30 protein-coding genes and 1 tRNA gene are annotated in these 25,985 nt (G+C 65.4%); 13 read left to right on the top strand and 18 right to left on the bottom strand.

Going from position 1 to position 25,985, the window contains the following annotated elements:
• The first annotated feature begins 17 nt into the window (after nucleotides 1-17).
• The 3 genes from CJZ80_RS05275 to grxD all read left to right on the top strand — a co-directional run bounded on the left by CJZ80_RS05275 (nucleotide 18) and on the right by grxD (nucleotide 1,313).
• Nucleotides 18-563 (top strand): hypothetical protein, encoded by a 546-nt coding sequence (locus tag CJZ80_RS05275; RefSeq protein WP_094511006.1) that lies wholly within the window; start codon nucleotides 18-20, stop codon nucleotides 561-563.
• 60 nt (nucleotides 564-623) lie between these two features.
• Entirely contained in the window at nucleotides 624-857 is a 234-nt protein-coding gene (locus CJZ80_RS05270) for a BolA family protein (protein ID WP_094511005.1), read from the top strand.
• A 132-nt stretch (nucleotides 858-989) separates the two neighbouring features.
• Complete coding sequence (gene grxD / locus CJZ80_RS05265) at nucleotides 990-1,313, top strand: Grx4 family monothiol glutaredoxin (RefSeq protein ID WP_094511004.1); 324 nt, start codon at nucleotides 990-992, stop codon at nucleotides 1,311-1,313.
• A 208-nt stretch (nucleotides 1,314-1,521) separates the two neighbouring features.
• On the opposite strand, the gene CJZ80_RS05260 is transcribed toward grxD, so the two are convergent.
• Nucleotides 1,522-1,788 (bottom strand): DUF6761 family protein, encoded by a 267-nt coding sequence (locus tag CJZ80_RS05260; protein ID WP_094511003.1) that lies wholly within the window; start codon nucleotides 1,786-1,788, stop codon nucleotides 1,522-1,524.
• 184 nt (nucleotides 1,789-1,972) lie between these two features.
• Here CJZ80_RS05260 and CJZ80_RS05255 point away from each other — a divergent pair, with 184 nt between their 5' ends.
• A complete protein-coding gene (locus CJZ80_RS05255; RefSeq protein ID WP_094511085.1) occupies nucleotides 1,973-2,704 on the top strand; it encodes a response regulator transcription factor in 732 nt (243 codons plus the stop codon).
• Between the two features lie 46 nt (nucleotides 2,705-2,750).
• Here the strand turns inward: CJZ80_RS05255 and CJZ80_RS05250 are convergent, their stop codons facing one another.
• The 6 genes from CJZ80_RS05250 to CJZ80_RS05225 are packed head-to-tail and all read right to left on the bottom strand — an operon-like array spanning nucleotide 2,751 to nucleotide 7,334.
• Nucleotides 2,751-3,326, bottom strand: coding sequence for a hypothetical protein (locus tag CJZ80_RS05250; protein WP_369802992.1), 576 nt, complete (start codon nucleotides 3,324-3,326; stop codon nucleotides 2,751-2,753).
• A gap of 21 nt (nucleotides 3,327-3,347) precedes the next feature.
• Nucleotides 3,348-3,596 (bottom strand): hypothetical protein, encoded by a 249-nt coding sequence (locus CJZ80_RS05245; protein WP_094511001.1) that lies wholly within the window; start codon nucleotides 3,594-3,596, stop codon nucleotides 3,348-3,350.
• 55 nt (nucleotides 3,597-3,651) lie between these two features.
• Nucleotides 3,652-5,205, bottom strand: a complete 1,554-nt coding sequence (gene crtH, locus CJZ80_RS05240; protein WP_233132828.1) for a carotenoid isomerase — start codon at nucleotides 5,203-5,205, stop codon at nucleotides 3,652-3,654.
• 24 nt (nucleotides 5,206-5,229) lie between these two features.
• Complete coding sequence (gene trmFO, locus CJZ80_RS05235; RefSeq protein ID WP_094511000.1) at nucleotides 5,230-6,624, bottom strand: FADH(2)-oxidizing methylenetetrahydrofolate--tRNA-(uracil(54)-C(5))-methyltransferase TrmFO; 1,395 nt, start codon at nucleotides 6,622-6,624, stop codon at nucleotides 5,230-5,232.
• Nucleotides 6,624-6,746 carry a photosystem II protein Y gene (locus tag CJZ80_RS05230; RefSeq protein ID WP_094510999.1) on the bottom strand — a complete coding sequence of 41 codons (123 nt, stop codon included), beginning with the start codon at nucleotides 6,744-6,746 and terminating at the stop codon, nucleotides 6,624-6,626. The genes trmFO and CJZ80_RS05230 overlap by 1 nt, the downstream gene beginning before the upstream one ends.
• A gap of 36 nt (nucleotides 6,747-6,782) precedes the next feature.
• Nucleotides 6,783-7,334, bottom strand: a complete 552-nt coding sequence (locus CJZ80_RS05225; RefSeq protein ID WP_094511083.1) for a gamma carbonic anhydrase family protein — start codon at nucleotides 7,332-7,334, stop codon at nucleotides 6,783-6,785.
• Nucleotides 7,335-7,396: 62 nt separating this feature from the next.
• Between CJZ80_RS05225 and CJZ80_RS05220 the strand changes: the two genes are divergently transcribed.
• Nucleotides 7,397-7,468, top strand: a tRNA-Lys gene (locus CJZ80_RS05220).
• A gap of 53 nt (nucleotides 7,469-7,521) precedes the next feature.
• Here the strand turns inward: CJZ80_RS05220 and CJZ80_RS05215 are convergent.
• Nucleotides 7,522-8,052 carry a GNAT family N-acetyltransferase gene (locus CJZ80_RS05215; protein WP_233132827.1) on the bottom strand — a complete coding sequence of 177 codons (531 nt, stop codon included), beginning with the start codon at nucleotides 8,050-8,052 and terminating at the stop codon, nucleotides 7,522-7,524.
• Between the two features lie 846 nt (nucleotides 8,053-8,898).
• Here CJZ80_RS05215 and CJZ80_RS05210 point away from each other — a divergent pair.
• Nucleotides 8,899-9,978 (top strand): DUF3616 domain-containing protein, encoded by a 1,080-nt coding sequence (locus CJZ80_RS05210; RefSeq protein ID WP_094510998.1) that lies wholly within the window; start codon nucleotides 8,899-8,901, stop codon nucleotides 9,976-9,978.
• 63 nt (nucleotides 9,979-10,041) lie between these two features.
• On the opposite strand, the gene CJZ80_RS05205 is transcribed toward CJZ80_RS05210, so the two are convergent.
• From CJZ80_RS05205 to CJZ80_RS05195, 3 genes are all read right to left on the bottom strand, one after another.
• On the bottom strand, nucleotides 10,042-10,890 hold the full coding sequence (locus tag CJZ80_RS05205) for a shikimate dehydrogenase (RefSeq protein ID WP_233132826.1): 849 nt from the start codon (nucleotides 10,888-10,890) through the stop codon (nucleotides 10,042-10,044).
• 310 nt (nucleotides 10,891-11,200) lie between these two features.
• Nucleotides 11,201-11,653, bottom strand: a complete 453-nt coding sequence (locus tag CJZ80_RS14975) for a hypothetical protein (RefSeq protein WP_144036939.1) — start codon at nucleotides 11,651-11,653, stop codon at nucleotides 11,201-11,203.
• A gap of 797 nt (nucleotides 11,654-12,450) precedes the next feature.
• Nucleotides 12,451-13,518, bottom strand: a complete 1,068-nt coding sequence (locus tag CJZ80_RS05195; RefSeq protein ID WP_233132825.1) for an ABC transporter substrate-binding protein — start codon at nucleotides 13,516-13,518, stop codon at nucleotides 12,451-12,453.
• Between the two features lie 55 nt (nucleotides 13,519-13,573).
• Here CJZ80_RS05195 and CJZ80_RS15440 point away from each other — a divergent pair, with 55 nt between their 5' ends.
• Nucleotides 13,574-13,711 (top strand): hypothetical protein, encoded by a 138-nt coding sequence (locus CJZ80_RS15440; RefSeq protein ID WP_198948251.1) that lies wholly within the window; start codon nucleotides 13,574-13,576, stop codon nucleotides 13,709-13,711.
• A 60-nt stretch (nucleotides 13,712-13,771) separates the two neighbouring features.
• On the opposite strand, the gene CJZ80_RS05190 is transcribed toward CJZ80_RS15440, so the two are convergent.
• Both CJZ80_RS05190 and CJZ80_RS05185 read right to left on the bottom strand, forming a co-directional pair.
• Entirely contained in the window at nucleotides 13,772-15,889 is a 2,118-nt protein-coding gene (locus tag CJZ80_RS05190) for a glycogen debranching N-terminal domain-containing protein (protein WP_094510995.1), read from the bottom strand.
• Nucleotides 15,882-16,994 carry a glycosyltransferase family 4 protein gene (locus CJZ80_RS05185; RefSeq protein ID WP_233132824.1) on the bottom strand — a complete coding sequence of 371 codons (1,113 nt, stop codon included), beginning with the start codon at nucleotides 16,992-16,994 and terminating at the stop codon, nucleotides 15,882-15,884. The genes CJZ80_RS05190 and CJZ80_RS05185 overlap by 8 nt, the downstream gene beginning before the upstream one ends.
• Before the next feature lie 413 nt (nucleotides 16,995-17,407).
• Between CJZ80_RS05185 and CJZ80_RS05180 the strand changes: the two genes are divergently transcribed.
• From CJZ80_RS05180 to CJZ80_RS15430, 4 genes are all read left to right on the top strand, one after another.
• Nucleotides 17,408-18,010: a histidine phosphatase family protein gene (locus tag CJZ80_RS05180; RefSeq protein WP_094510993.1), complete on the top strand. Its 603-nt coding sequence runs from the start codon at nucleotides 17,408-17,410 to the stop codon at nucleotides 18,008-18,010.
• Between the two features lie 121 nt (nucleotides 18,011-18,131).
• On the top strand, nucleotides 18,132-18,344 hold the full coding sequence (locus tag CJZ80_RS15435) for a hypothetical protein (RefSeq protein ID WP_198948241.1): 213 nt from the start codon (nucleotides 18,132-18,134) through the stop codon (nucleotides 18,342-18,344).
• Entirely contained in the window at nucleotides 18,326-20,011 is a 1,686-nt protein-coding gene (locus CJZ80_RS05175; protein ID WP_198948240.1) for a nitrilase-related carbon-nitrogen hydrolase, read from the top strand. Before CJZ80_RS15435 ends, CJZ80_RS05175 begins: the two co-directional genes overlap by 19 nt.
• A gap of 262 nt (nucleotides 20,012-20,273) precedes the next feature.
• On the top strand, nucleotides 20,274-20,861 hold the full coding sequence (locus tag CJZ80_RS15430; protein ID WP_198948239.1) for a hypothetical protein: 588 nt from the start codon (nucleotides 20,274-20,276) through the stop codon (nucleotides 20,859-20,861).
• Nucleotides 20,862-20,919: 58 nt separating this feature from the next.
• Here CJZ80_RS15430 and CJZ80_RS05165 read toward each other — a convergent pair whose 3' ends face one another.
• Together CJZ80_RS05165 and CJZ80_RS14970 are read right to left on the bottom strand one after the other, a co-directional pair.
• A complete protein-coding gene (locus CJZ80_RS05165; protein WP_094511080.1) occupies nucleotides 20,920-21,378 on the bottom strand; it encodes a hypothetical protein in 459 nt (152 codons plus the stop codon).
• Nucleotides 21,379-21,421: 43 nt separating this feature from the next.
• Nucleotides 21,422-21,673 (bottom strand): hypothetical protein, encoded by a 252-nt coding sequence (locus tag CJZ80_RS14970; protein ID WP_144036938.1) that lies wholly within the window; start codon nucleotides 21,671-21,673, stop codon nucleotides 21,422-21,424.
• A gap of 340 nt (nucleotides 21,674-22,013) precedes the next feature.
• Here CJZ80_RS14970 and CJZ80_RS05160 point away from each other — a divergent pair, with 340 nt between their 5' ends.
• Both CJZ80_RS05160 and CJZ80_RS14965 read left to right on the top strand, forming a co-directional pair.
• Nucleotides 22,014-22,379 carry a hypothetical protein gene (locus tag CJZ80_RS05160; protein ID WP_144036937.1) on the top strand — a complete coding sequence of 122 codons (366 nt, stop codon included), beginning with the start codon at nucleotides 22,014-22,016 and terminating at the stop codon, nucleotides 22,377-22,379.
• On the top strand, nucleotides 22,376-22,828 hold the full coding sequence (locus CJZ80_RS14965; RefSeq protein ID WP_144036936.1) for a hypothetical protein: 453 nt from the start codon (nucleotides 22,376-22,378) through the stop codon (nucleotides 22,826-22,828). The genes CJZ80_RS05160 and CJZ80_RS14965 overlap by 4 nt, the downstream gene beginning before the upstream one ends.
• Here CJZ80_RS14965 and CJZ80_RS05155 read toward each other — a convergent pair.
• From CJZ80_RS05155 to CJZ80_RS05145, 3 genes are all read right to left on the bottom strand, one after another.
• A complete protein-coding gene (locus CJZ80_RS05155) occupies nucleotides 22,734-24,443 on the bottom strand; it encodes a mechanosensitive ion channel family protein (protein ID WP_158217435.1) in 1,710 nt (569 codons plus the stop codon). The two genes, CJZ80_RS14965 and CJZ80_RS05155, sit on opposite strands and share 95 nt — an antisense overlap.
• A 61-nt stretch (nucleotides 24,444-24,504) precedes the next feature.
• A complete protein-coding gene (locus CJZ80_RS05150; RefSeq protein WP_094510990.1) occupies nucleotides 24,505-25,284 on the bottom strand; it encodes a sulfite exporter TauE/SafE family protein in 780 nt (259 codons plus the stop codon).
• Between the two features lie 7 nt (nucleotides 25,285-25,291).
• Complete coding sequence (locus CJZ80_RS05145) at nucleotides 25,292-25,975, bottom strand: Coq4 family protein (RefSeq protein ID WP_094510989.1); 684 nt, start codon at nucleotides 25,973-25,975, stop codon at nucleotides 25,292-25,294.
• Nucleotides 25,976-25,985: the final 10 nt, after the last annotated feature.

Here is a 25,985-nt window from a genome sequence, read left to right as displayed (position 1 = left end):
CCTTTTGTGAAGCAGCCGTGCGTCGGCCCCACGTCGCCCTTGGGCTTGCCCTGGCACTTGCTCTTCTGCCCCTCGGTGCCACCCAGCCCGTTCAGGCCCAGACGCAGGAAGAACCCCCGAAAGTGCTGGAAGGATCCGGATCCGGCTTCAATCTCGCGGCAGTGAAGGGATTTCTCACCCGTGGCGATGCCGCCGTGGCCCGTGGGGATCTCACCAGCGCCCGCAAGGACTATGACCTTGCCCGTGATGCCAGCCGCCGCCTGCTTGGTTTCTACCGCGATCTGAGCGGCTCCTTCCGCGGCCTTGATGCCCGTATCCCGCGCGAGATGGATCAGAAGGCCCGGGAGGCCCTTGAGATCTACGCCCAGTCCAACCTGCGGCTGGCGGCGCTGTTGCGCCGTCAGGGCCAGCCGGAAGTGGCCGTGCCCCTGCTGGTGGAAGTGGTGAAGGTGATGACCCCGGCGCGCGAAGAGGGCCGCAAGGCCTATCAGAGCCTGCTTGAGCTCGGTTTCGCCGTCACTCCGTATGCGGCGGGCGCTGAAGCCCCTGCAGCTCCGCGCTGAAGTCGGCGGATCCGCTGCTCCCACTTCTAGATTTCCGCCACAGGCCACGACCGACTCTTCATGGTGTTACCGGATCAGGTCAGAGCAGCGATCCAGGGATCCCTCCCGGACGCTGATGTGGAAGTGGAAGATCTCACCGGCGGTGGCGACCACCTGCAGGTGAAGGTGGTTTCTGCAGCCTTCGAGGGGCTCAGCCGCATCCGCCAGCACCAGCTGGTGTACGGAGCCCTGCGCAGCGAGCTGGCCAGTGAAGCCATTCACGCCCTGGCTCTGCAGACCTCCGCGCCGGCCTGACCGCACCTGGCCGGGCGCCGCTGCTCTCAGCCGCCCTGGGCCTGCCTGATCGGCGTTGGCCCCGACATCCACAGAGCGTTACGCCAGATCCCCGCTCCACTGTCTCCTTTCTTTTCAACCCCCAGCACTTCCATGGAAACCGCCACGCAGCAACGCCTTGAAGCCCTCGTCAGCAGCGCACCCGTGGTGGTGTTCATGAAGGGCAACAAGCTCATGCCCCAATGCGGCTTCTCCAACAACGTGGTCCAGATCCTCAATGCACTCGGGATTTCGTTTGAAACCTTCGATGTGCTCTCTGATCCCGAGGTGCGCCAAGGCATCAAGGAATTCTCTGATTGGCCCACCATTCCTCAGGTGTACGTGAACGGGGAATTCATCGGCGGCTCCGACATCCTCATCGAGATGTACAACTCCGGCGAACTGCGCGAAAAACTCGCCGTGGCGCTGGCGTCCTGAGCCTGAGCCTGCAAGCGGGCCCATCGAAGCCATGAGCCGAGGTGTTGGCTTCGCGCAGGCTGCGTGAGTTGCACGTTCTGGCTGGAGCGCCGACTGGATCCCACGCGGGTGACAGCGGGCCTGGCCAGTGCCAGCATTGAGGGTGCGCCCCGCTCCCTGTCAAGAGACTTGCTGCCGCAGCGGCTTATTTGCAGGCCCAGAGAAGCGCTCAGTTGCGGCTGTTTTTGAACAGCGTGCTCATGTCACCGTTGGGCCCCACGAAAGCGGAGGGGTCCATGATCCAGCGGTCAGTGAGCTCCTCCAGGCGCCGCTGCGAGAGCGGATCGAGGATGGCGGTGCGCCGCAGGGCGTGCAGGTAGCCGTCGGCGTAAAGCCGCAGCTCACTCTGGCTATGGAAACGGCTGGCCAGGTCTTGGCAGGCGTCGCAGAGTGACTGAAAGTGACGGATGGCTTCGGGGTTCTGGAGCGCGGTCATGGGGAGAGCGGAGGCGGGAGCCGGTCGCCAGCACAGCCAGTGTCACCAGTGACCTTCTCCCTCTCCAGTTAGCCTAGGCGCGCATACGCGGTCGCGAGTGGAACTCACGCCCAATCAGAATCCAAACCCAGCAAAGGCTGAGGGATCGGTTGGCGTTGATCGCCGCGGACCCGCAACCAGTGCTCTGAAACGCATCCTGGTGGTGGACCCCCACCCCACCCTGCGCACGGTGCTGGCCCAGCGCCTTCGCCAGGACGGCCACCTGGCCGCCGCGGTGGCCACGGCCAGCGAGGCGCTGCAGCTCTGCGAAGACCAGATGCCCGATCTGCTGGTGAGCGCCGAACTGCTGGAGGAAAGCTCGGCCCTGCGCCTGGCGGCCCACCTGCGCTGTCCGGTGATGGTGCTCACAGCCCGCACCGGCGCCGATCCGGTGGTGTCCCTGCTGGATGCCGGCGCCGACGACGTCCTGCGCAAGCCCTTCGGCCTCGAGGAGCTGGCGGCCCGCAGCCGCAGCCTGCTCAGGCGCAGTGGCAACGGCCTGCAGGAGCGGGTGTGCGTGGGACCGCTGGAGGTGCATCTGCTGCTTCGTCAGGTCACCCTTCACGACCAACCGGTGGAGCTGAGCCCGCGCGAGTTCGCCCTGCTCTGCGCCCTTCTGATGCCACCCGGCATGGTGCGCAGCCGCCAGGAGCTGCTGCGGATGGCCTGGCCCCCGTTCAGCGGTGGCCCCCGCTCGGTGGACACCCAGGTGCTCACCCTGCGCCGCAAGCTGGAGCTGGCCGGCCTTGGCGAAGGCGGTGGCATTGAAACTGTGCGTCAGCAGGGCTATCGCTTCAGCCTGGAAACCCTGCCGGAAGCCAACGACATGCCGCAGGCTCCCACCACACCACTGCGCCAACCCACCAGCGCCAACTGAGCGCTCAGGGCACGGGCGTTCAGGCTGGAGCTCCAGCTTGGCGTGCTCAGATCCTGATGCTGAGCGCGAAGGCTGCGGCTTCACCGAGCAGCATGGCCACGCTCAGCCCCGCCAGGGTCCAGTAGGTCCAGGGAGGGGTGATCCTGCCCACGCCGGCCAGCTTGAGGCCGGTGGCCTGCTGCACCTGCTCGAGGAACTCCGGGAACCGGGCCACCCGCTGGGGCAGGAGGTAGCGGCTGGTGCCGGGCCCCTTGAGGTAGTACACAGTGCCGCCCTGGCTGGTGCCGATCGGCATCAGGCCGTGGATCTGCTCCCAGCGCAGACTCCAGCCACGACGCAGCCACCAGCGGCACCAGGCGGGATAGGTGACGCGCACCCCCTCGCCATCGAGCTGCACCTGTTCGCTCAGCAGTGCACTCACCAGCAGAAAGCCCAGCGGCACGGCCACCAGGCAGAAGGGGCGCAGGCCTGGCGGTGCCATCACCGGCAGGGGCAACACCAGGGCGAGGTAAAGCGCCAGCAGGGTGAAACGGATCAGCGGCGCCAGCGGATAGCAGTGCAGCGTGCTGCCGGCAGGCGCGGCGGGGGGTTGCATCGAAGGGCGATGTGGGGAGCGGTTCAACAGCTGTCGTCCTGAGGGCGATCAGGCCGCCTGGCCGCCGCCGGCGCCGAACACCTGCCGCTCCTGGCCCTTCCAGAAGGCGCCGATCCGCATCAGATCGGTGTGGGCGTCCTGCACCCGTTGGATGTACTCGTCGGTGGTCATGGAGTCTTTTTCCTCCCTGAGCTTGCTGAGCCGCAGCTGCATGAGCAGCCACGGTTTGGTGAGCATGCCCTGCTGCTCCAGGTAGCGCGCCAGCTCCTCGGAGCTGGGGTTGGGCCTGGCTGACATCAAGAGTTGTTGTGAATTGAAACAATCTTAGGCAGCGGGGCGCGGGCCTGTGGCGTCAGTCCGGCAGTGCCCAGGGGTTGAGGCCCAGATCGGCGCCGACCCGGTGCGCGCAGGCGAAGCCGCTGAAGGCCACGGCGTTGAGCCCCTGGCCGGGGAAGCAGGAATCCCCCACGCAATAGAGCCCCGGAATACCGGTGCGGTTGAACGGCATCGGCAGCAGACCTGGCAGCCGCAGCGCCGGAATCGGGCCATAGCTGCCCTGATGCCGGCCCAGGAAGCGGCGGTGGCTGCGGGGTGTGCCCACCTCTCGGTGGGTGATGGCTGCGCCAAGGCCTGGCAGGAAGGTTTCCAGGCGGCGGATGAGGCGATCGGCGGCGGCCTGCTTGGCCTGCGCGTAGGCCGTGGGCCCCAGCTCTTTCCAGGTGTCAATCGCCGATGGGGTGAAGGCGTGGACGATGTGGTAGCCAGGCGGCGCCAGGGCCGGATCCAGCAGGGTGGGAATCGAGACGAACACCGTGCCCTGCTCCGCCTCCATCTCCTCCCAGCGCTCCAGCAGCAGGTGGTGGCAATGGCTGCCCGCCGGAATCACCTCCGCCTTCACGCCCAGGTGAAGCGAGAGGAACGACGCCGAGGGTTTGTAGCGCCGCCGCCAGACCGTTTCCGCAGCCGGTGTGTGGGCGGCGTCGACCAGGCTGCCGAAGGTGTCCCAGCGGGTGGCATTGGAGATCACCCGCCGGGCGCGGATCGTTTCACCGCCGGCCAGCTCCACCCCCACCGCCTCGCCGTCCTCCAGCACCACCCTGGTGACCCTGCTGCGGTAGCGGATGGCGCCGCCGTGACGCTCCAGCCCGCGCACCAGGTGCTCGGCGATCGTGCCGACACCACCGCGGGGGTAGTTGATGCCGCCGGCATGGCGATCGGAGAACACCATGCCGGCATTGATCATCGGCGTGCGATCGGCCGGCATCACCGACCAGCAGAAGCACTCCATGTCGATGAACTTGAGCAGGGCCGGATCGCTGATGTGCCGGCGCGCCACATCGCCCACGTTCACCGGCAGCCAGCGGGCCAGGCCCAGGCAGGCCAGGGGCGCTCTGAAGAACACCTTGGCCAGATAGGCCGGATCCTCCAGGGAGAGGAGCGGCATGGCATCGAGGCAGCGGAACACCTGCCAGCAGGTGTCGTAGAAGGCGCGGATGCCGGTGGCTTCGTGCGGAAACAGGGCCGTGAGCCGGGCGATGAAGCTGTCGTAGTCGCGATCGACGGCCACGTTGAGACCGCCGGGCAGGTGGTACTCGAGCTGGGCAGGATCGGGGATGGTGTCCTGTCGTTCGCCCACATCCGCCAGAGCGCGGGTCAGCAGGTTGGTGTGCCCCTTCTCGCCGAAGCCGAAGATCATCGAGGCGCCCACATCGAAGGTGTAGCCCTCGCGCCGAAAGCTGCCGCCGGAGCCCCCCGGGATCAGGTAGCGCTCCAGCACCAGCACCTTCGCCCCCTTGGCCGCCAGCTGGCTGGCCGTCACCAGCCCGCCGATGCCGGAGCCGATCACCACCGCATCCAAGGCCTCGCCGCCCGCCACCGGGGAGGTGTTGACGCTCGTCTGCTGCACGGGGATGTTGCCGGTGCGCCGAGGCTAGGCAAGCGCCAGGTCGGCCCCGGGAGTGACGGCCGGATCTGCCATGCACGCCGCTGAGGATGGTGCCGTGAAGGGGGCGAGATCCGCCAGAGCGCGGTCGCGGTAAGCGCCGTAGCGGCGGCGTTTGTCGCGGATGCGCTCCGGCAGCTCCGGCATCAGACCGAAATTGGGCGGCATCGGCTGGAAGCGCTCGCTGGGCGCGGTGGCGATGAAGTGGGTGAGGGCGCCGGCCATGGTGGTGGCGGGAAGGCAGATCGGTGCCTGGCCCAAGGCCAGCCGAGCGGCGTTGGTGCCGGCGAGCCAGCCGCCGGCCACCGCCGCCGCATAGCCTTCGGTGCCGGTGATCTGCCCGGCCGCCAGCAGGCTGGGACGCTGGCGGAACTGCAGGGTGGCATCAAGCAGCTGGGGCGCTTCCAGGAAGGTGTTGCGGTGCATCACGCCGAAGCGCACGAAGCTGGCGTTTTCCAGGCCCGGGATCATGCGCAGCACCCGCTTCTGCTCGCCCCACTTGAGATTGGTCTGAAAGCCCACCAGGTTCCAGAGCTGGCCGTCCCGGTCTTCCTGGCGCAGCTGCACCACGGCGTAGGCCCGCCTGGCTCGACGCACATCGGCGTCGTAGAGGTCGCCCCAGCGGGGATCCCACAGGCCGATCGGCTTGAGCGGCCCGTAGCGCATGGTGTCTTCGCCGCGGCGGGCCAGCTCCTCGATCGGCAGGCAGCCTTCAAAGAAGTGGGCGCTTTCCTGCTCGAAATCCTTCAGTTCGGCCTGCTCGGCGCTCAGCAGTGCCTCACGGAAAGCGAGGTACTGCTCCTTGTTCATCGGGCAGTTGATGTAGTCAGCGTCGCCTTTGTCGTAGCGGCTGGCGCGGAAGGCCACGGCCATGTCAATGCCCTCGCCCTCCACGATCGGGCTGGCGGCATCGAAGAAGTGACAGGAGGCGCGGCCGGTGAAGCGCAGCAGATCCTCTGCCAGCGGTTCACTGGTGAGCGGACCGGTGGCCAGCACGGCGATCTCCCCGGGCGGCGGCAACACCAGCTGCTCGCTGCGCTCCAGGGTGATCAGGGGATGGGCTTCCAGCGCTGCGGTGAGTGCGCCGCTGAAGCGGCCGCGGTCGACCGCCAGGGCCCCACCGGCGGGCACGGCATGGCTGTCGGCGGTGCCGATCACCAAGGAACCGAGCTGGCGCAACTCCTGCTGCAGCAGGCCCGCAGCCCGGTCGGCTGAGAGGGCGCCGAAGCTGTTGCTGCACACCAGCTCACCGCACTCGGCGCTGTGGTGGGCCGGCGAGCGGCGCACCGGCCGCATTTCAATGACCCGCACGGGAACCCCCGCACGGGCGATCTGCCAGGCCGCTTCAGTACCGGCCAGGCCGGCACCGATCACCCAGACCATCAGGCGCGGGAACGCTTGAGCATGAGTTGCAGCTGGCCGACTGCCGCACGGCCGATGTTGAACACGGCCCAGCCCACGGCCAGCAGGATCGGGGTAGCAACCAGCAGGAGCCGAGCGTCCATCGGGAAGGGGCGAAGTGTGGGTGAATCTTACGGAGCTCAGGCGCCGGCTTCGTTCGGATCGGGGTGGTTGAGCCATTTCTCAGCAATCGGCCCGCGCCCGGCATGGGCCTCGGCGAGGCTGCGGTAACGGCGGGCGTGCTGACGCTGTTCGGCAGCTTCGGCGTCGCTCAGCGTGCGGCGCGCCTGGGCCGGCACCCCTGCCATCAGGGTGCGCGGCGGCACATCTTTGGTGACCACCGCCCCGGCGGCCACCAGGGCTCCCTCCCCCACCGTGACCCCGTTCAGCACCACGGCGCCGATGCCTACCAGGCAGCCGTCTTTGAGCGTGGCGCCATGCACCACCGCCCGGTGGCCCACAGTCACCTCCTCGCCGATCCAGACCCCCTGGCCCGGATCGCCGTGCAGGACGGCACCGTCCTGCACGTTGCTGTTCTCTCCCACCCGGATCGGGGCAAGATCTGCTCGCAGCACGGCCATCGGCCACACGCTCGCGCCGGCCGCCAGTTGCACATCCCCGATCACCACCGCCTCCGGCGCCACCCAGGCTTCGGGGTGCACGGAGGGCTCAGGCCAGGGGGCTTGGGGCACGGAACGGGGCGCCAACAGCGCTCATTCTCCCTGTGATACGTTCCCTTGGTGCCCAGTTGGGCGGGTCGCTAGCTCAGCGGTAGAGCACTCGGCTTTTAACCGATTGGTCCTGAGTTCGAATCTCAGGCGACCCATACCCTTTCAAGACGGGCCCCAGGCTTCTTCAAGGCCGGCCTCAGGCTTCCTGTCATGGAGGTGCTTCCTCCGTCAGGGTCTGGAACATCACCAGGGCGTCCACATCGCCCAGCCGCTTGTGGCGAAAGGCCCCGGGCAGGGTGCCGACGACATGGAAGCCGTTGGTCTGCCAACAGCTGATCCCAGCGAGGTTCGTGCTCACCACCAGGTTGAACTGCATGGCCCGGTAGCCCAGGCGCCGGGCCGTCTGCAGCGAGTGCTGGCAGAGGTGCGTGCCCACGCCCTGGCGGCGGCAGCGCTGCGCCACCACATAGCCGGCATTGGCCACATGGGCGCCGAGGCAGAGGGCGTTGGGCTTCAGGTAGTAGGTGCCCACCAACGACCCAGCCGCCTCTGCGGCCACCATCACGGACTGGGTCTGATCCAGCCAGGACGCGCGGGCCTGTGCCTCTGTGATGGCCGGGTCATGGGGGAAGGTGTCACCGGCGCGGAACACCGGCTCCAGCAGCTCCCAAACCGCTGGCCAGTCGGGTGCTTCAAACGGGCGGATCTGCAGCGGGAACGCCACCGGGAGCAGCTGCACGGAAGAGGCAATGCATCCTGGCGCTGGCCGCTTGGCGCTGCTCGCCACCGCCCATGGGATCGGACATCAGCGACACCAATCGCGTGGGGATCAGCAATACCCATCGCCCGATGGTCAGCCAGCTGGCAGGACGTCCCAGCGTGCCTGTCCAGAGGCAGGGTCTGATCACGCACCACAATCCGGGTCGTCACCGACGGGCAAGCTACCCGTGGATTGGTGCAAAGCAGAGCTTGCGCACAGCGTGGCGGCGGTTACACCGCTTCGCGGCCTTCACCACAGCGTGCAGGTGTTGCTGCAGGATCACGTTGCTCGATTCAGCATTGAGCCGATCCTCGGAAGAAGCTATAGAGACGCACAGGAATGAGCCAGGGCATGCGCTGCGTTTCCTTTTGGATCAGCAGCCCTATGGGATCGGGGCGTTGTCTCTGCATGCGCCAGGCCGGCGAATCGTTGCCCTCCTTTGCTGACAGGGAACGACCCGCCCTGGCACCCATGGGGCTGACAGTGTGGAGATCCGGCGCTGTTACCTCGCTGGTATCGATCGCCCATCGCTTGAGCTCGCTTCGTGGCGGTCTTGACCTGCCACCGCTTCGTCCTTTCTTCCTCAGTTGCGCTACCTTCGCACCGTTCCCGTCGTGGAAGCAGCCTGTTGGAGTGGATGGTCCCGCGGGACAGGACTGTTGTCAGTTGCCACGGCTCAGCACCCCGCAACCCCTGGCGATTCCGATCGCTCCAGGTCACCGAAGTGGCCCTTTTGCCGTCATGGGCCTGACACACCCATGGAACGTCTGGTCGCCTTCCCTCTGAGTCAAAGCTGCGGCATGCCTGTTGTCTCCATCCCCACCGATGCATCGTTCTGAAAGTGACCTGCCCCTGGCCGAGTCGAGCCAGCAGCGCCTGCTTGATCTGGGCCTTTCCGGTGACAAGAAGACAGAAGATCTGCAGCAGAATCTCTCCGCTCTGGCCTCCTGCAATGGGATCCTCTGGCTGGGCGGAGATGAAGGCCGCAGCCTTTACCGGCTGAAGCGCCTGGATGAGCACCGCTACGGCGAGCTTTGCGAGGTGAAGCTCAAGGATTTTGGCCTGGCTGGTGGTAAAGACAGCGGCGAATCGGACATCGAGGGACTGTCGCTCGATGCGGATCGGCTCTGGCTGGTGGGTTCCCACAGCCTGCGGCGCCGGAAGCACGACGACGACAAGGGTGAACCGCTGGGCCTGCATGACAAGCAGAGCCGCAACGCCCATGTGCTCGGCTGCCTGCGGCTGGATAGCGAGGGCCGGCCTGTGACAGGTCAGCGTTTGGCGTTCGATCCGGCCGCTCCGCGCGATGCCCTCACGTCGGCTCTGGCGACTGATCCGCGGCTCGCCCCGTTTCTGATGATTCCCAGCAAGGACAACGGCCTCGACATCGAAGGCATCGCCGCCCGCGGCGATCGGGTGTTGGTCGGGTTGCGCGGTCCGGTGTTGCGGGGCATCGCCCTGGTGGTTGACCTGCGGCTGGGTGGGCTCGATGGCGACGGCCCCACCCTCAGCCTTGAGCGCTGGCGCTGCCGCCATCTTCAGCTCAGCGGCCTGGCGGTGCGGGATCTGGCCGTGGTGCCCGGCAGTGACGACGTGCTGGTGCTGGCCGGCCCGACCATGACCCTGGCGGGCCCTTGTTACATCTACCGCTGGCGCAACGCCCTCCGCCCCAACGACTCCGCCCCGACCCCTGGCCTGACGGTGGAGCAGCCGGAGCCGCTGCTGTGGATCCGTGATGGCCGCCCAGGTCGGCCGGATCAGGGCAGCGACAAGCCGGAAGGCCTCGACGTGCAACGCCGCGACGGCCATCTGCTCGCCTGGGTGGCCTACGACGACCCCACGGTGGCGCGCGGCGAAGGTCCAGGCCTGTGCACCCGGCTTGAGGGGTTTGTGGTGCCGGAGTGAGGCGAACTGGATGCTGCGTTCGGGCGTCGCTTGAATCTCTTCTCCTTCCTTTTGGATTCTTCCTTACTCACCCAGCGCAGCAGCCACCGCTCGCTGGAATACCTCCTCTTCCGGGGGCAGGCCGGTCCAGCGCTCGAAGATCTGCATAGCGAGCTGCACCAGCATCTCCACGCCATCCACCACCGGGCAGCCCCGCCCACGCGCTGTGGCCAGGAACGGTGTGATGCGGGGGTTGGTGATCACATCCACCACCACGCAGCCGGGATCGACCGTGTCCCATTGCACAGGAACCGGCTCCAGCTCGGGCGCACAACCCAGGTGGGTGGCATTCATCAACAGGGTGGTGCCCGCCGGCACGGCCACCTCTCCCTGCCAGGGCTGCCATACCGCCGGCACCCCGGAGGCGCGGGTGACGGTGTGGGCCACCTCTTCACCCTGCTCCTGCCGCCGCGTGACCAGGGTGAGATGGGAGGCGCCAGCCCAGGCCAGTTCCACCGCCATCGCCCGACCGGCACCACCGGCTCCCAGCATCACCACCCGTTGCCCCGCCAGGGGCGCCACCTTTTCGATCGCCTTCACTACTCCCTTACCGTCGTTGTTGTGGCCGATCAGGCGGCCCTCTTCGATCGTGAGGTAGTTGGCGGCGCCGATGGCCTGCACATCGGCATCGACAGCATCAAGCAACGGCATCACCGCCACCTTGTAGGGCACGGTGATGCCCACGCCGCGGTAACCGAGGGGCACCAGCGCCTTCACCGCCAGGGCCAGATCCAATTCGTTGGCGATGTCGTTCTTCCAGAACTGCCAGTTCAAGCCGTAGTGGGCATACACCGCGTCAAACATCAGATCAATCGGGTTCTCCGCCACCGGGTGGCCGAGCATGCCGGTCATCTGCTTCTGGGGAGGGATCATGGCGGTGGTGCTGCAATCTCCAGCCTCGCAGCGTTGGCCAGAACGGATCCATGCTGGCAACAAGGTGACATCGGCCTGGGAAAACAATCCATTGCTATGACCATGGCAATGGACTGTGGAGGTTGCCCATCGAAGCCCGCGCCACGCTGGATTGGAACTAACCATTTGCCCATCCGTTGCAATCAGGTCGCCCGTTACGTGCTGATCGTTTCCAGTCGTGCATTCGCCGCTGTCGGCGATTGCTGCCGCTTAGGGGGCGGGCGGGGGTGGAGCGTCTTGCTGGTCAATCACTTCAAAGGAGTTCTTTGCATTACCCCTTGCAGTAATGATCCAGCAATTTGATGGCCCATGGCGGATTGGTGCCCACCGTGAAGGCCTCAAGCTCAATGACCTTTGTGGGCACATGGCCTCGGTATAGAGGTGAATTCAGTTGGTCTTTAAACCTCTCTGCTGGAAACACCTGGATTCCCATGGGTTCACTATTTCTGCCAAGACCACCAGCTCTGCAGGACTGCGCAACATGGGCGGATTCGTGGGCAAGGATCTCAACCAGACTGTTGCTTCCCAGTGCAACTGCTGAAGGCTTGATTCTGACTTCTGCCACTCCTGGGTCCCAGACTCCGGCAGCACCATCCGTCACATTGCCGCTGATCAGCACGCGAACTCCTTTGGCTTGAAGGCGAGCAATCAGCTCGCGGATATTGGCGTGAACAGTCGGAGCAACCATCTCCTGATCGCCGGCTTGTGCTTTGCCGATCAGCACCTCCACATCTGCTGGTGTCTGAAGCCACCAGGAATTCCTCGTGGATGGGCTGTAGGGAGCGAGCCATTGGTGAAGTGCTCGTGGGTTTGAAGCCAGATAGGCATAGGATCCAAGCAATGCAGCCACGCCTAACCAGGCCATGAGAGTTTGCGGCGAAGCGTTCCACCTCCATTTCACAGACAAGGCCTGGATGGACTGGGACCGTTGCCGGTTTTGCCTTTGTTGCTCTTGACGCATCGGCACACCACAGACAGCGCAAACAGAGCGCCCGGCAAGGCTTCTGTCCAATCGAACGGATCGACTTCGGCAATTCGGACACTGAAGGGCCATGGAATGGGGGTCAAATGTAGAAATAATATGGCGCGCCTGCAAGAACATTGGCGATGGTATGAGCCAAGCCTTTTCCATCAAAGACATCCACAAGTCAGTACCTCAAGCAGGCTCCAGCTCAGCACGAACGGATAGGTGAGATCCACATGGCATGCACGAATACGGGATCGTTCGTGCAACACGGGATGAGGCACGTGGCAAGCAAGGTGAACTCTGGAACGATCGATCTTGCTGGCGAGCCCCTGCCAGACGTTACCGGCTTGCCAGGGGGTTGGAGCCAGGCCCCAATCGAGGCCTTGGAGTGTCAGCCACTGGAGAGTGCGTCGAAGCTGATTGACGGCTTTGCCTTCAGCTGGCAGGTCTTGATCACTTACAAGCGGCAGTCCCCTGTTGTGCCTAACCAGTTGATTTGTCTACAAGGCAAGGGCACAGTTCGCATCCGCGACACATAGCCCGCCGGCGCCAGATTATCGCCCCTGCGTTGAGCCAGGCTCAGTGGCTTGCTGGCGCATGTTGCTCACCAGCCCGCTGCGTTTCAATTCGCTGATGGATTGATCGATGCGCTCTGCCGTGGCCTCCGGCAGGCCTGGCGCAAAGGCGAAGGCCTGAGATTCCGGGCGGATCCCCTGCAGGGCCAAGCTCGGCACAATGCCTTTCGCCTTCGAATGAACCAGCAAGTAGCTCAGCTGCAGATTGTCGCCAAGCAGGGCATCAATGCGCCGGGTCACGAGTAGATCCAGGCCGGCTCGAATGTTGGTCAGTGGCACGATTGAAATCATGGCTGCGGTGCCGCCTGTATTCAGCTCTTTCAATAGGCTTTCGCTGACAGTGCCCTGCCGCACTCCCACCCGCAGCCCACGCAGATCTTCTTCCGAGCGGATGCTCCCACCGGCGCTTCCCTGTACCTCCTGTGCCACATTCACCGTGAGATAACCCACCAGCAACGACGCCGACACAATGCGCACCATGTAGGCCATCAGCACGACACCATGGCCCCTGGTCGTGCTCACCAGGGTGTTACTCCCCGGCCCGGTGGCAAGAATCTGGAACACCTTGCTGAAGCTGCGCAGGTGTCCGTCGCTGAGCGTCTGAGCTTGCTGGCCGTAGTGCTCAACGCGCCAGGTCAGGAGTGACAGCACACCGATCGCGAGCAGATAACCGCCCAGCAATTGCAGCAGTGTGGGTGTCAGCAAGGCCGTCAGGAAGGAGCGCCCAAGATCCAGCCGGCTCTGCACCACCATCACTGCCAGACCATCTTCCTGGAACGGCAGACTGAAGCGATACCTTTCCAGGCGATCCGGCGACACGTTGATGCAGCCCACCGCCACATCCAGGCTTCCCCGACGGGTGGCTTCCAACATCTCCCGCACGGACGGCCACTCCGACACCACGTAGGGCAATTGTTCACGGGTGGCGATTCGGTTCCACAGATCGATGGCCAGACCCCGCCAGGCGCCTGCATCGCGGTAGCTGCACGGTGGTGCGCCATCCACGACCCCGACCCGCAGCACCGGCTCCACGGCACCTGCCGGCAAGACTGACCCGACCGCCAGCAGGAGGGCTGTTCCCAGCCCCGCCACCGAACCCCTGATGGTTGAGTTTCTGCTGAAGATGTGCTGCCTTGCCATCAGCGCATTATGCCAAGGCTCCTACGCCACACCAGCTCAGGGTGTGGAAGATGCCGCCTCGGCTGGTGTTGAAGGCGTCCTTGATGGGCCGCTCTATTGAGGACGAGTGCAGTGCATCTCTGCAGCTATGTCCATGCCCATCGCAAGCGGGCATTTCCCATCACTTCATGATCACCACATCAACGCCTGGTGTGCGGCTGCGCACCAGCACCCCCACATCATGCTCGCTGCGGTGGAACTGCAGATTGATCTCTTCTTCCCCGAGCCGCAATCCGTTGATGTCCAGTAGATTCAGCCCCTTCGGCAGGCAGGGGTTGCGCAAGCGCACCTGCACCCTGTTGCTGCCGTCTTCACGCTCGATCGACATGCCGGTGACCGCCTCCAGCAGGCCGAACACACTGGCGCTGGCCCAGGCCTGGGGGCTGCACGCCACTGGGTAGAGGGTGGGCCCTTCCTCTTCACGGCGCTGAAATCCGCAGAACAGTTCCGGCAGGCGGAACATCGGCACGGCACTGGCGGTTTCAAACAGGCCGGTGAGGATGCGCAGTGCTTCGGAGCGGTGCCCATAGTGCGCCAGACCCATGCCGATCAGGGCGTTGTCATGGGGCCATACGGACCCGTTGTGATAACTCATCGGGTTGTAGCGCCTCTCCCGTTCATCCAAGGTGCGCACTCCCCAGCCGTTGAAGCTGGTGGGGGCCATCAAGTGCCTCGCCACCGCCGCGGCTGCTTCCGGAGTGGCGATGCCCGTCCATAGGCAGTGGCCGGCATTGGAGGCACGCACCATGCAAGGCCTGCTCTCGCCGTCGAGAGCGAGGGCGTAGGAATCAATCGCTGGCGTCCAGAAAGCGGTATGAAAGCGTTGGCGCAAGGCAGCGGCTTCATCCCTCAGCACTTCCGCTTCACCGCCGCGGCCCAGGCATTGATAGATCCTGGCCAATGCGCGGCGAGCCCCATAGGCATAGGCCTGCACCTCGCAGAGAGCAATGGACCCCTCCGCCAGGTGGCCATCGGCGTGGTGAATGGAATCGTTTGAATCTTTCCAGCCCTGATTGCTCAACCCGCCGGCGGCGGCGCGCAGGTAGCGCAGGAAGCCGTCGCTGCTGCTGGCTTCGGCCCTGTGGATCCAGGCCATGGCCGCTTCCAGTTCAGGTAACAGGCCAGCGATGAAATCGCGATCACCACTGCGGCAGAGGTAATCCCCCGCTAACATCAGAAACAACGGTGTGGAATCCACGGCACCGTAATAACTGGAGAATGGCACTTCACCCAGCGCCGCCATTTCACCCAGCCGCGATTCGTGCAGGATCTTGCCGGGTTCCTCGTCGTGGGCGGGATCCACCACCAGGGCCTGCCGCCGTGCCAGAAAGCCCAGCACACCCCGCGCCAGACGCGGCTCCACCATCAGCATCTGGCGCGCTGTGATCAGGCCATCTCGACCGAACGGACAGCTGAACCAGGGCACGCCGGCATAGGGGTAGAGGCCGTCTTCCACCTGGCTGGCCAACAGGTGCACATCTGAGAACGAGCGCAGTAACCAACTGTTGAAGGCCGGATTGTCGCTGACTACAGAGGCGGCGCTGCGGCGGGCCTCGCGGAAACGCTGAATCGTGGCGGACATCGCGGCGTTGTAATGATCTTCTGCACCCATTGCTTCAGCAGTGGGATGGAAGTCCAGCACCAGGAACAGCCGGAAGCTCTGCCTGGGCTCCAGTGTCAGCACCAGTCCGATGTCTTCGGCATTGACGTTCTCAATCGGCTCGCTCATGCGCAGCACCGTGACCCGATCCTCCCCATCAAGGCCCCTGTAGACGAGCTCCAGAGCACCGTGGCTGCCGCGGCGCACTGTGCGGCCGCGCTGCGGCCGGTGATAGCCCCGCACCTCAAAGATGTCGCGGAAGTCTGCATCCAGCCGCAGGGTGAGCGGCATCTTCACCGGCCGGCCTTCATAGCTGGTGAAGCTGAATTGTTGCAGGCAGGCCGTGGCTGTGAGCACGGTGCTGCGTTCCAGGTGGATGCTCATCGCAGCTGAACCGGTGCTGCCGCCATCGTTGTTGGCGAGATGGCTCACCATCACGCCCATGGCGCCAAGCTCCGTGGAGCTCAGCACCATCGGTGATTGGTTCCACAGCAAGACCTGCAGCCGGCTGATGTGGCGGGTGCCGCGGTGGAAGATGCCGGCATCATGCTGAAGTTCGGGGCAGATCTCGCCGCGTGAATCCAGAACGGCGAAGGTTTCCTCGTTCTTTAGAACGAAGGGAGGGAGCGGTTCAGGCATGCACCGACAGGCGGTGAGCGGGACTCTGGCAGCGCCGGGCTTGGATCAGGTGCCGGTAGAGCTGTTCATAGTCTTCCGCCTGGCGGCTCACCGAGAAGCACACCTCGAAGTGGCTGCGTACCCTCGAGCGATCCAGCTGCTCCACCTGATGCACCGCAGCAATGGCCTCCTCGATAGAATCCACGAGGAAGCCATTCACCCCTTCCCGGATCACTTCAGGTGTTGATCCATTGCGCCAGGCTATCACCGGAGTGCCGCAGGCATTGGCCTCAATCATCACAAGGCCGAAGGGCTCAGGCCAATCGATGGGAAACAGCAAGGCGAAGGCATTTCCCAGCAGATCCTGTTTGCCCGCATCATCCACCTCTCCAACCAGCTCCACCAGGGAATTGTTCCGCAGCAGCGGTTCAATCTGAGCTTGAAAATAGGGTTCATCCACCGGATCGATCTTCGCTGCCACCTTCAGCGGCATGCCCACGGCCGTGGCGATGGCGATGGCACGGTCCAGTCGTTTTTCGGGTGAAATACGGCCCACAAACACCAGATAGGGCTCCGGTGTGGCTTCGTAGCGGTAGAGGTCGTTGGGGAGACCGTGGTACACGGTTCCGAGCCAGTTGGCAGCAGGCACGGGCAGGCGCTGGGTTTCTGAAATCGATACCAACGGCACCTGATTGAAGTGGTTGTAGAGCATCTTCTGCTCCGGTGCATGCAGTGGCCCGTGAATGGTGCTCAAGTGGGGAACACCCAGCAGATCACCGATGGGGAAGTGAAAGTGTCCATTGTGAAAATGAAGCACATCAAAGCTGTCGAGCTGTTCAATCACATGATCGAGCTGGATCATGTTGTGCACGCTGGGATCCCCCATTGGGCCGCCAAGGCGCAAGGCCTTCGGCACACAGGGGCAGAGTTGAGCGCTGGTCAGGGAGTCACCACTGGCAAACAGCACCACCTCATGGCCACGCCTCACCAGCTCTTCGGTGAGATAGTGCACCACCCGTTCGGTGCCCCCGTAACCAATGGGTGGAACTCTTTCGTGGAGGGTTGAAATCTGGGCAATTCGCATATCTGTGCCTGCATCCTTCATTGGTCCGCTCATCCAGACCATACCCACGCCACTCGCACCGCACTGGCTTACCGCATATCTGCTGCAGCCCTGCAGGGGCTCCTACACAATCCCGGTGACGATGAGCAAAGCGACAACAGGATCAGTGCGTCCGGTGTGCTGATTTCATGTTCTTTCCCATCCGTGGAGTTGTGTCATCGGCTACTCCGTCGTTGTGGAAACAAGAGCTGAAAAGCACCGTCATCGATTGTGCTTTCCATCCATCCATCGTTGGTGCTGTTGATCTGAATGCCCGCTGGAGTCCGGGGTGCTCACGCTCCGCAGTGAGCTTCCTGTGTTGGGCAGTGGCTGACATCCGTTGAGCAACCTGATCGAATGTGGAGAGTGCCGCTGCTCGCCACCCTTGCCTGCGAGCCAGCTTCAGGCAACACTTTCCAAGGCCGCAGCTTCCGCCCATGGCAACACGATCACTGTCTGCTGGTGAGGTGCTGCTGATCCGCCACGGCGAAACGGAGTGGAGCCTGTCGGGCCGCCACACCGGCAACACCGACATCCCCCTGACGGCCAATGGCGAGCGGGCAGCTCGTGCTTTGGCGCCGCTGCTGGCTGTTCTGGGTGTGGAGCTGGTGCTGGTGAGTCCGCTGCAGCGGGCCCGGCGCACCTGTGAGTTGGCGGGCCTGGCGGAGCACGCCACAGTTGATCCTGATCTGCGCGAATGGAATTACGGCGACTATGAGGGGATCACCTCCGCTGAGATTCAGTGCATGGCCCCCGGCTGGATGGTGTTCCGGGATGGTTGTCCCGAGGGCGAGAGTCCGGCGCAGATCGGCGCGCGCGCTGATCGGGTGATTGAGCGGGTGCGTGCGCATGGCGGCAAGGTGGCTGTGTTCGCCCATGGCCATCTGTTGCGGGTGCTGGCGGCGCGCTGGATCGGGCTGCCACCGAGCCATGGCAGCCATTTTCTGCTCGACACTGCCACGCTTTCGATCCTCTCCCGGTATGCCGGTGAGCCGGCACTGGGCTGTTGGAACGCCGCAGCGCTGTCACTCACCACGTGAACTCCCCAGGTGCTTCAGGCGCTGCGTTGACAATCAACAGCATCCACGCTCAGGCGTGCACCGCCCTTTCATGATTGAGCCACTGCGCCTGTCTCGGCGTGGCCTCCATTGGTGTCTGACCATGACGCCAGTTCCCCTGCAGCACCTGGCCGTTGCTTCGCTCGGCCTGATGATCACCGGCCTGCTGGGCAGTGTGGTGGTTCCGGCCAGCGCTCAGGTGGGCAGCCGGCCGATCAAGGTGGCGGCGGTGGATTTCATCCCCGCCTGGGGGGATCGCGACGGCAACATCCGCCGACTGGTTCAGGCACTGAGCGGGTGGCTGCTGAAGGTGTGAACTACGCCGTGTTTCCCGAAACGGCGATCAGTGGCTACGACTTCACTGGCCCCGCCCAGTTGGCTCCCTTTGTGGACACCATTCCCGGGCAGGCCACCGCGGCGTTGCTGCCGGTGCTCAATCGCACGGGCCTCTATGTGAGTGTGGGCATTGCCGAGAAAGACAGCACTACCGGGCTCTTCTACAACACCGCTGTGTTGATGGGGCCGGAGGGCATCATCGGCAAGTACCGCAAGAATGGCCTGAACGGCCAGGACGTGCAGTTGTTCGGCCCCGGGGATACCGATGTGGGTGTTTTTGACACGCCGATCGGCCGCATCGCCCTGATCATCTGCTACGACGACACCTACTGGCAGTACGACAGGCTGGCGGCGTTGCGGGGCGCGCAGATCATCGGCTGGCATTCCGTTTCCGATCGGGTGATGCCCGGCACACCGGCCGCCCAGGCGCGCTCGAACCATTCCACGGTGGCCAGCGTGCAGCACATGAGTGCACTGAATGGCGTGTGGGTGGTGGGGGCCACGCGCAGCGGCATCGAGCGCAATCCGATCACCGGCAGCCAGCTCTATTACAACGGCGGCTCCAGCATCTGGTCACCCAGCGGACGCAAGCTGGTGCAAGCGCCGGTGGTGCCGCCCAAGGTGTTGCCGCCTGGCCTGAACGGCATTTTTTCGGCCACGATCACCCCGGCAGACGCCGATGCCGTGCGCGATCAGCGCCTGGCCGCACGCCACCCCTCGCTCTACAACCCCCTGCTGGCGCTGCGCCGGGCGCCGGTCGATGTCACCGCCACCGCCAGCCGCCGTCCGGTGCAACTGGCCGCCGCCCAGTGGAGCAGCGGCCCTTCACTGCTGAGCAGCAGCCAGCCCCAGCCCAACGAGCTGCTGGTGCTGCCGGAGCTCTCGGCCCTGCCCAGCGGCCTGGATGCCACCGAGCTGCGGCGCCGGGCCGAGCGCCGTGGCGGCGCCTTCGAGCAATTGTTGGTGCAGCGGGCTCAGGCCGGCAGCGGTTATCTGGTGGACAGCTACCCCGGGCGTGAGGGCGGCCAGGTGTTTCACACCGTGGCCCTGGCTGGCCCGGCCGGCACGATCCTGGGCCGCTACCGCGCTACCCACCTCACGGCTTCCGAGCGGGCCTGGGCCAGCGCCGGTGACGCTCCGGTGGTGGTGGCCACGCCGCTGGGCCGGGTGGGCCTGGCCACGGTGGGCGATCTGGCGGTCACGGAGGTGACCGGGCTCTACCAGAGCCTGCGCGCCGACCTGCTGGCCGCCCCGGCCGGTGCCCCTGCCGCCCTCAAGGTGGAGATCGACCCCCTGCTGTACGCGGTCAGTGATCCCCCCACCGGTCGCGCCGATCTGCATCCCTACCTGGCCGCCAAGCTGGGCCAGCTGTGGGTGGTCAGCGGTGGCCGCCGCGTCGGCACCTCCACGGCCGCCGGCATCTTTGGGCCGGAGCCGGTGGTGTCTACGCCCACCCTCACGGCCGCAGCCGGCGCCGATGCCGTGCGACACCGCACGGTGGTGCCCTACCCCGGCACCTGGATCAACCAGCAGCAACTGATCGACGGGCAGCGCAACGATCTGTTCCGCCCGCTGGTGCTCGAGGCCGAGAACAGCTGCTTCAAGAGCTGGCGCCAGGCTGGCCACGGGATGGTGCGCTGTCCGTAGGGGCCGGCGTTCGGCTGGGCGTGGTGCGCGCGATTGTTTGTGCGTATGGTGCGCGATTGGGGCCTCGCACAATGGCTGCCAGAGCCCGTCGATGATGCCCTGTTGGTTACCCATCGGCTGTCTGATCACTGCCGAAGAGTTGGCTCTGGGCCGTCTGTTGTGGCCAGTGGCCTGCTGAATCTTCAGGTTTTCTCAGTCTTCGGCTTGTCTTTCTGAGGCATAAGTCGGGTATGGTGAAACAGTCATTGCAGATGTGATTGCTATGCAGGTGAAAGCGCTTCATGGCTTTGCTGCATCCCTGCTGAGTGTTGCTGCTCTAGCGGTCACGTCGCCAGCACTGGCAGATACTGTTGATTCCCGCTGCGACGTTTTCCCTGCAGGAGAAGATAAGGCCACCTCTTCTGGGCTGTGCACATTCTCCCAACGGCAAGGCTTCGTTTCTATTCGGCTCAAGGGCGGCCAAACCATTGAGCTCAAGCCCAATGAGAGCATGCCCAATGCGTACTTTGATGAGCGTGGCGAACCTGCCAAGCGTGAGATCCTCGATGGCAAGCGCGGCCAGGTGTACCGGTTGGAGAAGCAATCCATCTTTGTCTTCTGGGATACGGCCCCCTACACGAAAGGTGCGGCAGGCGGTGCTTCCAGTTCCGGTGGCGGGTCATCCACGGGCAATCCCCCTGAGATCGTTCCCCTGTTGCTTGGCATTCATCAGGTGAAGTTTGAGGGTGGTTGCCGCGTCAACTTCAACAAGGCCGGCAAGCGTTTCAGCAAGACCTCAACCTGCGATGCCGCGCAGGTTGAAGTAGCGGAGGATGCGATCCGCCGCTTTTACCGTGAACAGGGTCTCTGATTGGCTTCGGCGCTGGCGCATGGATAGGCGCTCCAACTGCGAGGCATGAATCCTTCGTCTATTGACGGCGAATCGGGCCGGTGGTGCGAGCGTCGGAATTGAACCAGCTGCTCTCATGCTGGAGGCGGGGATCACCTTGAATCGTGTAGGTGATCATGCCTGACGTGAAGACCAAGGCGCCATCGCTGAGCTTGCTCTTCACAGCGATGCCGTTCACCATGACCTTGTTCTTGCCGTCGATACGGATCTTGGAAACGGTACGACCGTCAATGTTTCTCGCGACCCACTGGCCCGCATAGGGAGACACCACGCTGCTGGCGGCACCAAAGCCAGCTTTTGTATTCTTTTCCCTGCTCTTGTTGATGTCGCAGCCTTTCAGCTCCGTGGCCTGGGTGCACCCGGATTTCTCCAGTTGCTTGGCGTAGGCCGGATCAATGGCATGGGAGGCGAGCGGCAGGGCCATGCCAAAAGAGGCCGCTGCGGCCGCTGCGGTGACGATCTGCTTGAGGGTATTCATGCTGAAGGGTGCTTCAAAATGCAGCAATTCACAACAATTCGTTTCAGAGAGTTGCGTTCTGCTCGGCGAATCGCTTGTGGCTAGCACACGTTAATTTTAGCACGTGATCTTTGGTTTGTATCTCTGCGGCGGCTTCCGGCTGTTGCTTGGCCATTGCTTCATTGGAGGCATCGCTGAATCTTGTTGTGCCCTTGGCCATCATTGTTGCCTTGGTGATGCGTCTGAATCCACATGAATCAAGAGATCGTCTGTTTTCAGCGCCATCCGGATGCACCTTGTGAAGGCTTGCGACCACTCTTTTTCTTGCGGCGATCCTTTTCCGTGAGGCCTCCCCGCCCCCTGCAATGTGAACACCCCAGCACCGTTGGCTCGCCGGGTCCCAGGCGGCTCGCAGCTGTGTCTCCCAGCCGATGCACCCATGGGATTCTCCGTGTGAAGTCCCTGGTGGTGTCCCCTGGTGCTGTTTGCCCCATCCACAGCATCACCCTCGGCTGCAGCCTCTCCAGCAGCCTCTCCTGCCACAGTTGCCACGCCCCCTGCTGAATCCTGTGTCGCCGCATCTGTTCCGGCTACTGCTGACACCGGCTGTCTGGGCCTGGGGACGGTGGCGATTCCCGCGGGGGCTGTTGCTGCTGATGGCGGTCCTCGGCACGTCTGCTGCGCTGGCGATTCCGCCACCGCCGGATTCCTTTGATGGCGAGACGATTCGCTGCCAGGTGGCGGGCAGCGCCGCCACGGTGCTGATCTGCCGGGATGCAGAACTCACGGCCCTCGACCGGCAGCTTCGTCAGGCGTTCCGTGCTGCGCTTGCGGATCCTGCGCTTCAGGCAAGCGGGCGTGCGGCTCTGCTGCGCGAGCAGGAGCAATGGGTGGTCGCCATGGACCAGTGCTGGCGCGCAGGGGAGCAGCTGCGGGCCTGTGTGAAGGCCAGCCAGAGCCAACGGCTGCGCCAGTTGCAGGCTCGGCCCGCGACGCGGCAGCCAGCGCCCGTTCAACCTTGAACGGCATCAACACCACGCCACCGCCGCGCGCCACCCTTCTGGTCTGCGCCTGCGCTGGTGCTGCCACCGTGGTTCTCCACGCTGCACGCAGCGGCGGCGTGTGGAGCATGGATCTGCCGGTTCTGGCCCTGCTGGTTGCTCCGTATCTGCTGTTGGCGGTGTTGGCGGCCTGTGTGCGGCGACGCAACGGTGAGGCATGGATGCTGCTGATCGCCAGCGTGGTGCTTGGCGTTGGCGGTGTCGCTCTGCTGGCCTTGAGCGCGCCCCACTCCATTTCGACGCCTGAACCTGGACTGGCGCAGGCTGTGGTCACGATCGGCGTGCCCCTGCTCCAGCTGGTTGCCGCACTCGCCCTCAGCCTGGCTCTGCTTGTGCGCCGCCTTCGAGCCGCTGCACCAGGCGTGAGAGCAGGGCGCGGCGGGCCTCCCCCTGCCGGCCCGCTTCGGTGATCAGCAGGGCGGTGACCTGCAGGCCATCGGCGGTCATGGCATCGACGCCCAGCAGCTGGGGGGGCTTCAGCAGCGTGGCGCTCCAGGCGGGATCGGCCGCGAAGGCGGCCAGCTCGGCGCTGATGGCGGGCAGGGCCACGGCCAGATCGGTGCCATGGGGCAGCAGCAGCGACAGCTCGGCGCCTGAGCGCAGCTTGGTGTGGTTCACGCTCTGCTCACAGCCGCTGTTCGGCACCACCACCACCCGCTGGTCGCGGCAGCGCAGCTCGGTGCTCAGCACCCCCACATCGATCACCTCGCCCAGGCGCCCGCCGATCTCCACGGTGTCGCCGATGGCGTAGCGGTCGTCGAAGAGCAGCACCAGACCAGCCACGAAATCGCGCAGCAAGCCCTGGAACACCAGGGCGAGGGCACCGAGCACGGCGCCACTGGCCAGCAGGGCATTGCTGGAGAGATCGCGCAGCACGGGAATGCCCATCACCGTCCAGGCGCTGAACACCAGCACGCAGGCCAGATCCACCAGGCGCCTGAGCACGCGCAACAGGCTGCGGTAGCGCTGCTCACGGCGCGCCTGGAAGGCCGCCGGCACGAACACGTTGCTGGCCCACTGGCTCAGCAGCAACCCCACCAGCGCCCGCAGCAGGGCAGCCGCCAGCAGCATCGCCAGGGCTTTGAACAGCACCACCAGCGGCTGAAACAGCACATCGATCGCTGGCGCCACCTGGCCGGGGGAGGCCAGCAGCAGCACGGCGCCGATCGCTACGCCCAGCACCAGCACCGCCGCCAGCAGCAGCCGGCTGAGGCTCTGGGCCAGATGGAAGCGGGCAGCGGCGAGCCGGCTGGCGTGCTCGACGCGATGGCGCTGCAGCCGCGGCAACTGGCGTTGCAGGCGCCGCCACAGCCACACGGCCAGCACCAGCACCACCGTGAGGCCGGCGACCACCCACGCCGCCATGCTCATCCGCTCGGAGATCTGCTGCTTCCCGTAGATCTGGCGGGCACGGCGCAGCCGCCGCTCCAGCCGGCTGCGCCAGCGCTCCGCCAGCACCGCCTCGCTGGTGCCGTTGAGCTGGGCGTCGGCAGCGGTGACGGTGAGCAGCGGGAACGGCGTGGCGCGGCCTGGCACCACGGCGGCCAGCTGGTTCAGCCCCCCGGCCTGCCGTTGCACCACCACGCGCAAGGCCTGCGGGGCGCCCTGCAGCCCCAGGTGATCCGGGTCGCACACGGCTTCGAGGGCGTTCACACCGCCGCGCTCCAGCAGCAGCTCGCCGATCCGCTCCCCCGGCGTGCAGGGCTGGGCAGGCCGATAGAGCAGGTCGAGGTTGCCTTCGACCACCTTCGCCCGCTCGGCGGCGTCGGGGCCGGCCTGATCAGGGCCTGCCACCCGCAACGACGCCACGTTGATCACCGGCACGCCGAGGATGCGCACCTGGGAGAGACGAAAGCTGCCCGCCACCGGCTGGCTGTCCGCCGGCGCGGCGGGGCTGGGCGTGTCCACCGCCAGGCCCGGCTGGGCCAGGGCCAGCAGCAGCACCAGCATGGCCAGGGCTTTGCCAAGGGCAGCAGCGAAGGCAGCAGAGAAGGCAGCGGTGCGGCTAGTTGTGGAGTGCCCCACGCTGACTGGCCCAGGAACGGCCAGTCTGGGCATCAGGGCGCACGGCAGCTCGCCGCCACCCTCACGTTCTGACGAAATACACCACCGCCACCGCCACTCCGACCACCACGACGATGGCCCGCAGGGTGGCCGGCGGGACGCGGCCCGCCACCTTGCCGCCCAGGGCACCGCCGACGATGGCACCCACCGCCATCACCGCCGCCAGGCCCCAGGCCACCTGACCGGAGAACAGGAAGAAGGCGGCGGCGGTGAGGTTGGCGGCGAACGACACGGCCTGCTTGAGGCCGTTGAGGCGGGTGAGGGTGTCATCGAGGCTGAGGGCCAGCACCGCCAGCACGATCACGCTCAGCCCGCCGCCGAAGAAGCCGCCGTAGACGGCCGCCAGGAACACCGGCCCCACCGCCCATCGCTCCGAGGGCTTGCGGCCGTGTCGCTCGGAGCGGCGCTGCAGCCAGCGGCGCACGGGCTCCTGCACCGCCAGCAACGCCGAGGCGAACAGGATCAGGAACGGCACCAGCTGGGTGAACAAGCGCTCGCCGGTTTTCAGCAGCAGCCAGCCGCCCAGCAGGCCACCGAGGGCGGCGGCCGGCAGCAGCAAGAGCAGGCGCTGGCGCTGGCCCTTGAGTTCGCGGCGCTGGGCCCTGGTCGCCCCCAGGTAGCCCGGCACCAGGGCCACGGTGTTGGTCACGTTGGCCATCACCGCCGGCAGGCCGATGGCGGTGAGGGCGGGAAAGCTCAGCAGTGAGCCGCCGCCGGCCAGGGCATTGATCGCCCCGGCGGCGACGGCTGCCAGGCCCGCCCAGAAGGCCTGAATCTCGAAGGGCAGAGGTGCGTTCACCATCCCAGCGTCAGGGCGGGGTCAGCCCGTAGGGCTCACCGTCCGCTGGCAGGGTGACCCCCAGCCGCTCCCGCCAGGCCGCCACCGGCAGCTCCCAGCCCTCCTCCCAGCGGGCGGTGGCGAAGGCAGAGGCGGTGAAGCCGATGGTGACGCCGTGGCTGATGGCTCGGCTCAGGTTGGCGTAGTCGTCGAGCCCGAAGCGGAAGCCGGCGATCTGGGCAGCATGGGTGAGGCTCACGTAGGCGGGGAAGCCGATCTGGGTGGCGGTGATCGCCAGCACCCCGTTCTCGCCCGCCGGTGAGGTGCCGAAGCCACTCACCACATGGTGCAGGTCGTGGGTGGTGGCGATCCGCTGGGTGAGCCAGCGGCCTTCGGTGTCGATCGGGCGTGGGCGGAAGAAGGAGGGGTCGTAATTGAGGCGCTGGATCAGGGCGGCGTAGGCGTGGCCGAGGCTCCCCGGCGGTAGGGCCGAGAGCCGATCCAGGTCGGGTTGGAGGGGGGGATAGCGGCTGTCCATCAGCTCTGCCCCACCCGGCAGGGCCCGGAAGCGGGCGATGCAGGCGTCCATCTGGGGCGTGTCCAGGAAGCTGTCCACCAGGTCGGCGATCCTGGCGAGATCCCCCTGACTGCGCCCCACCGCGATCAGCTGACGGGCCTGCCCCAGGGCCTGCAGGGACTGCTGGAAGCGGGTCATGGCCGTCGTG

Source organism: Synechococcus sp. MW101C3 (genome assembly GCF_002252635.1).
In the GTDB taxonomy this organism is placed as follows: domain Bacteria; phylum Cyanobacteriota; class Cyanobacteriia; order PCC-6307; family Cyanobiaceae; genus MW101C3.
The sequence above is the reverse complement of the archived record's forward strand: the minus strand, read 5'-3'. Positions and strand labels throughout refer to the sequence as shown.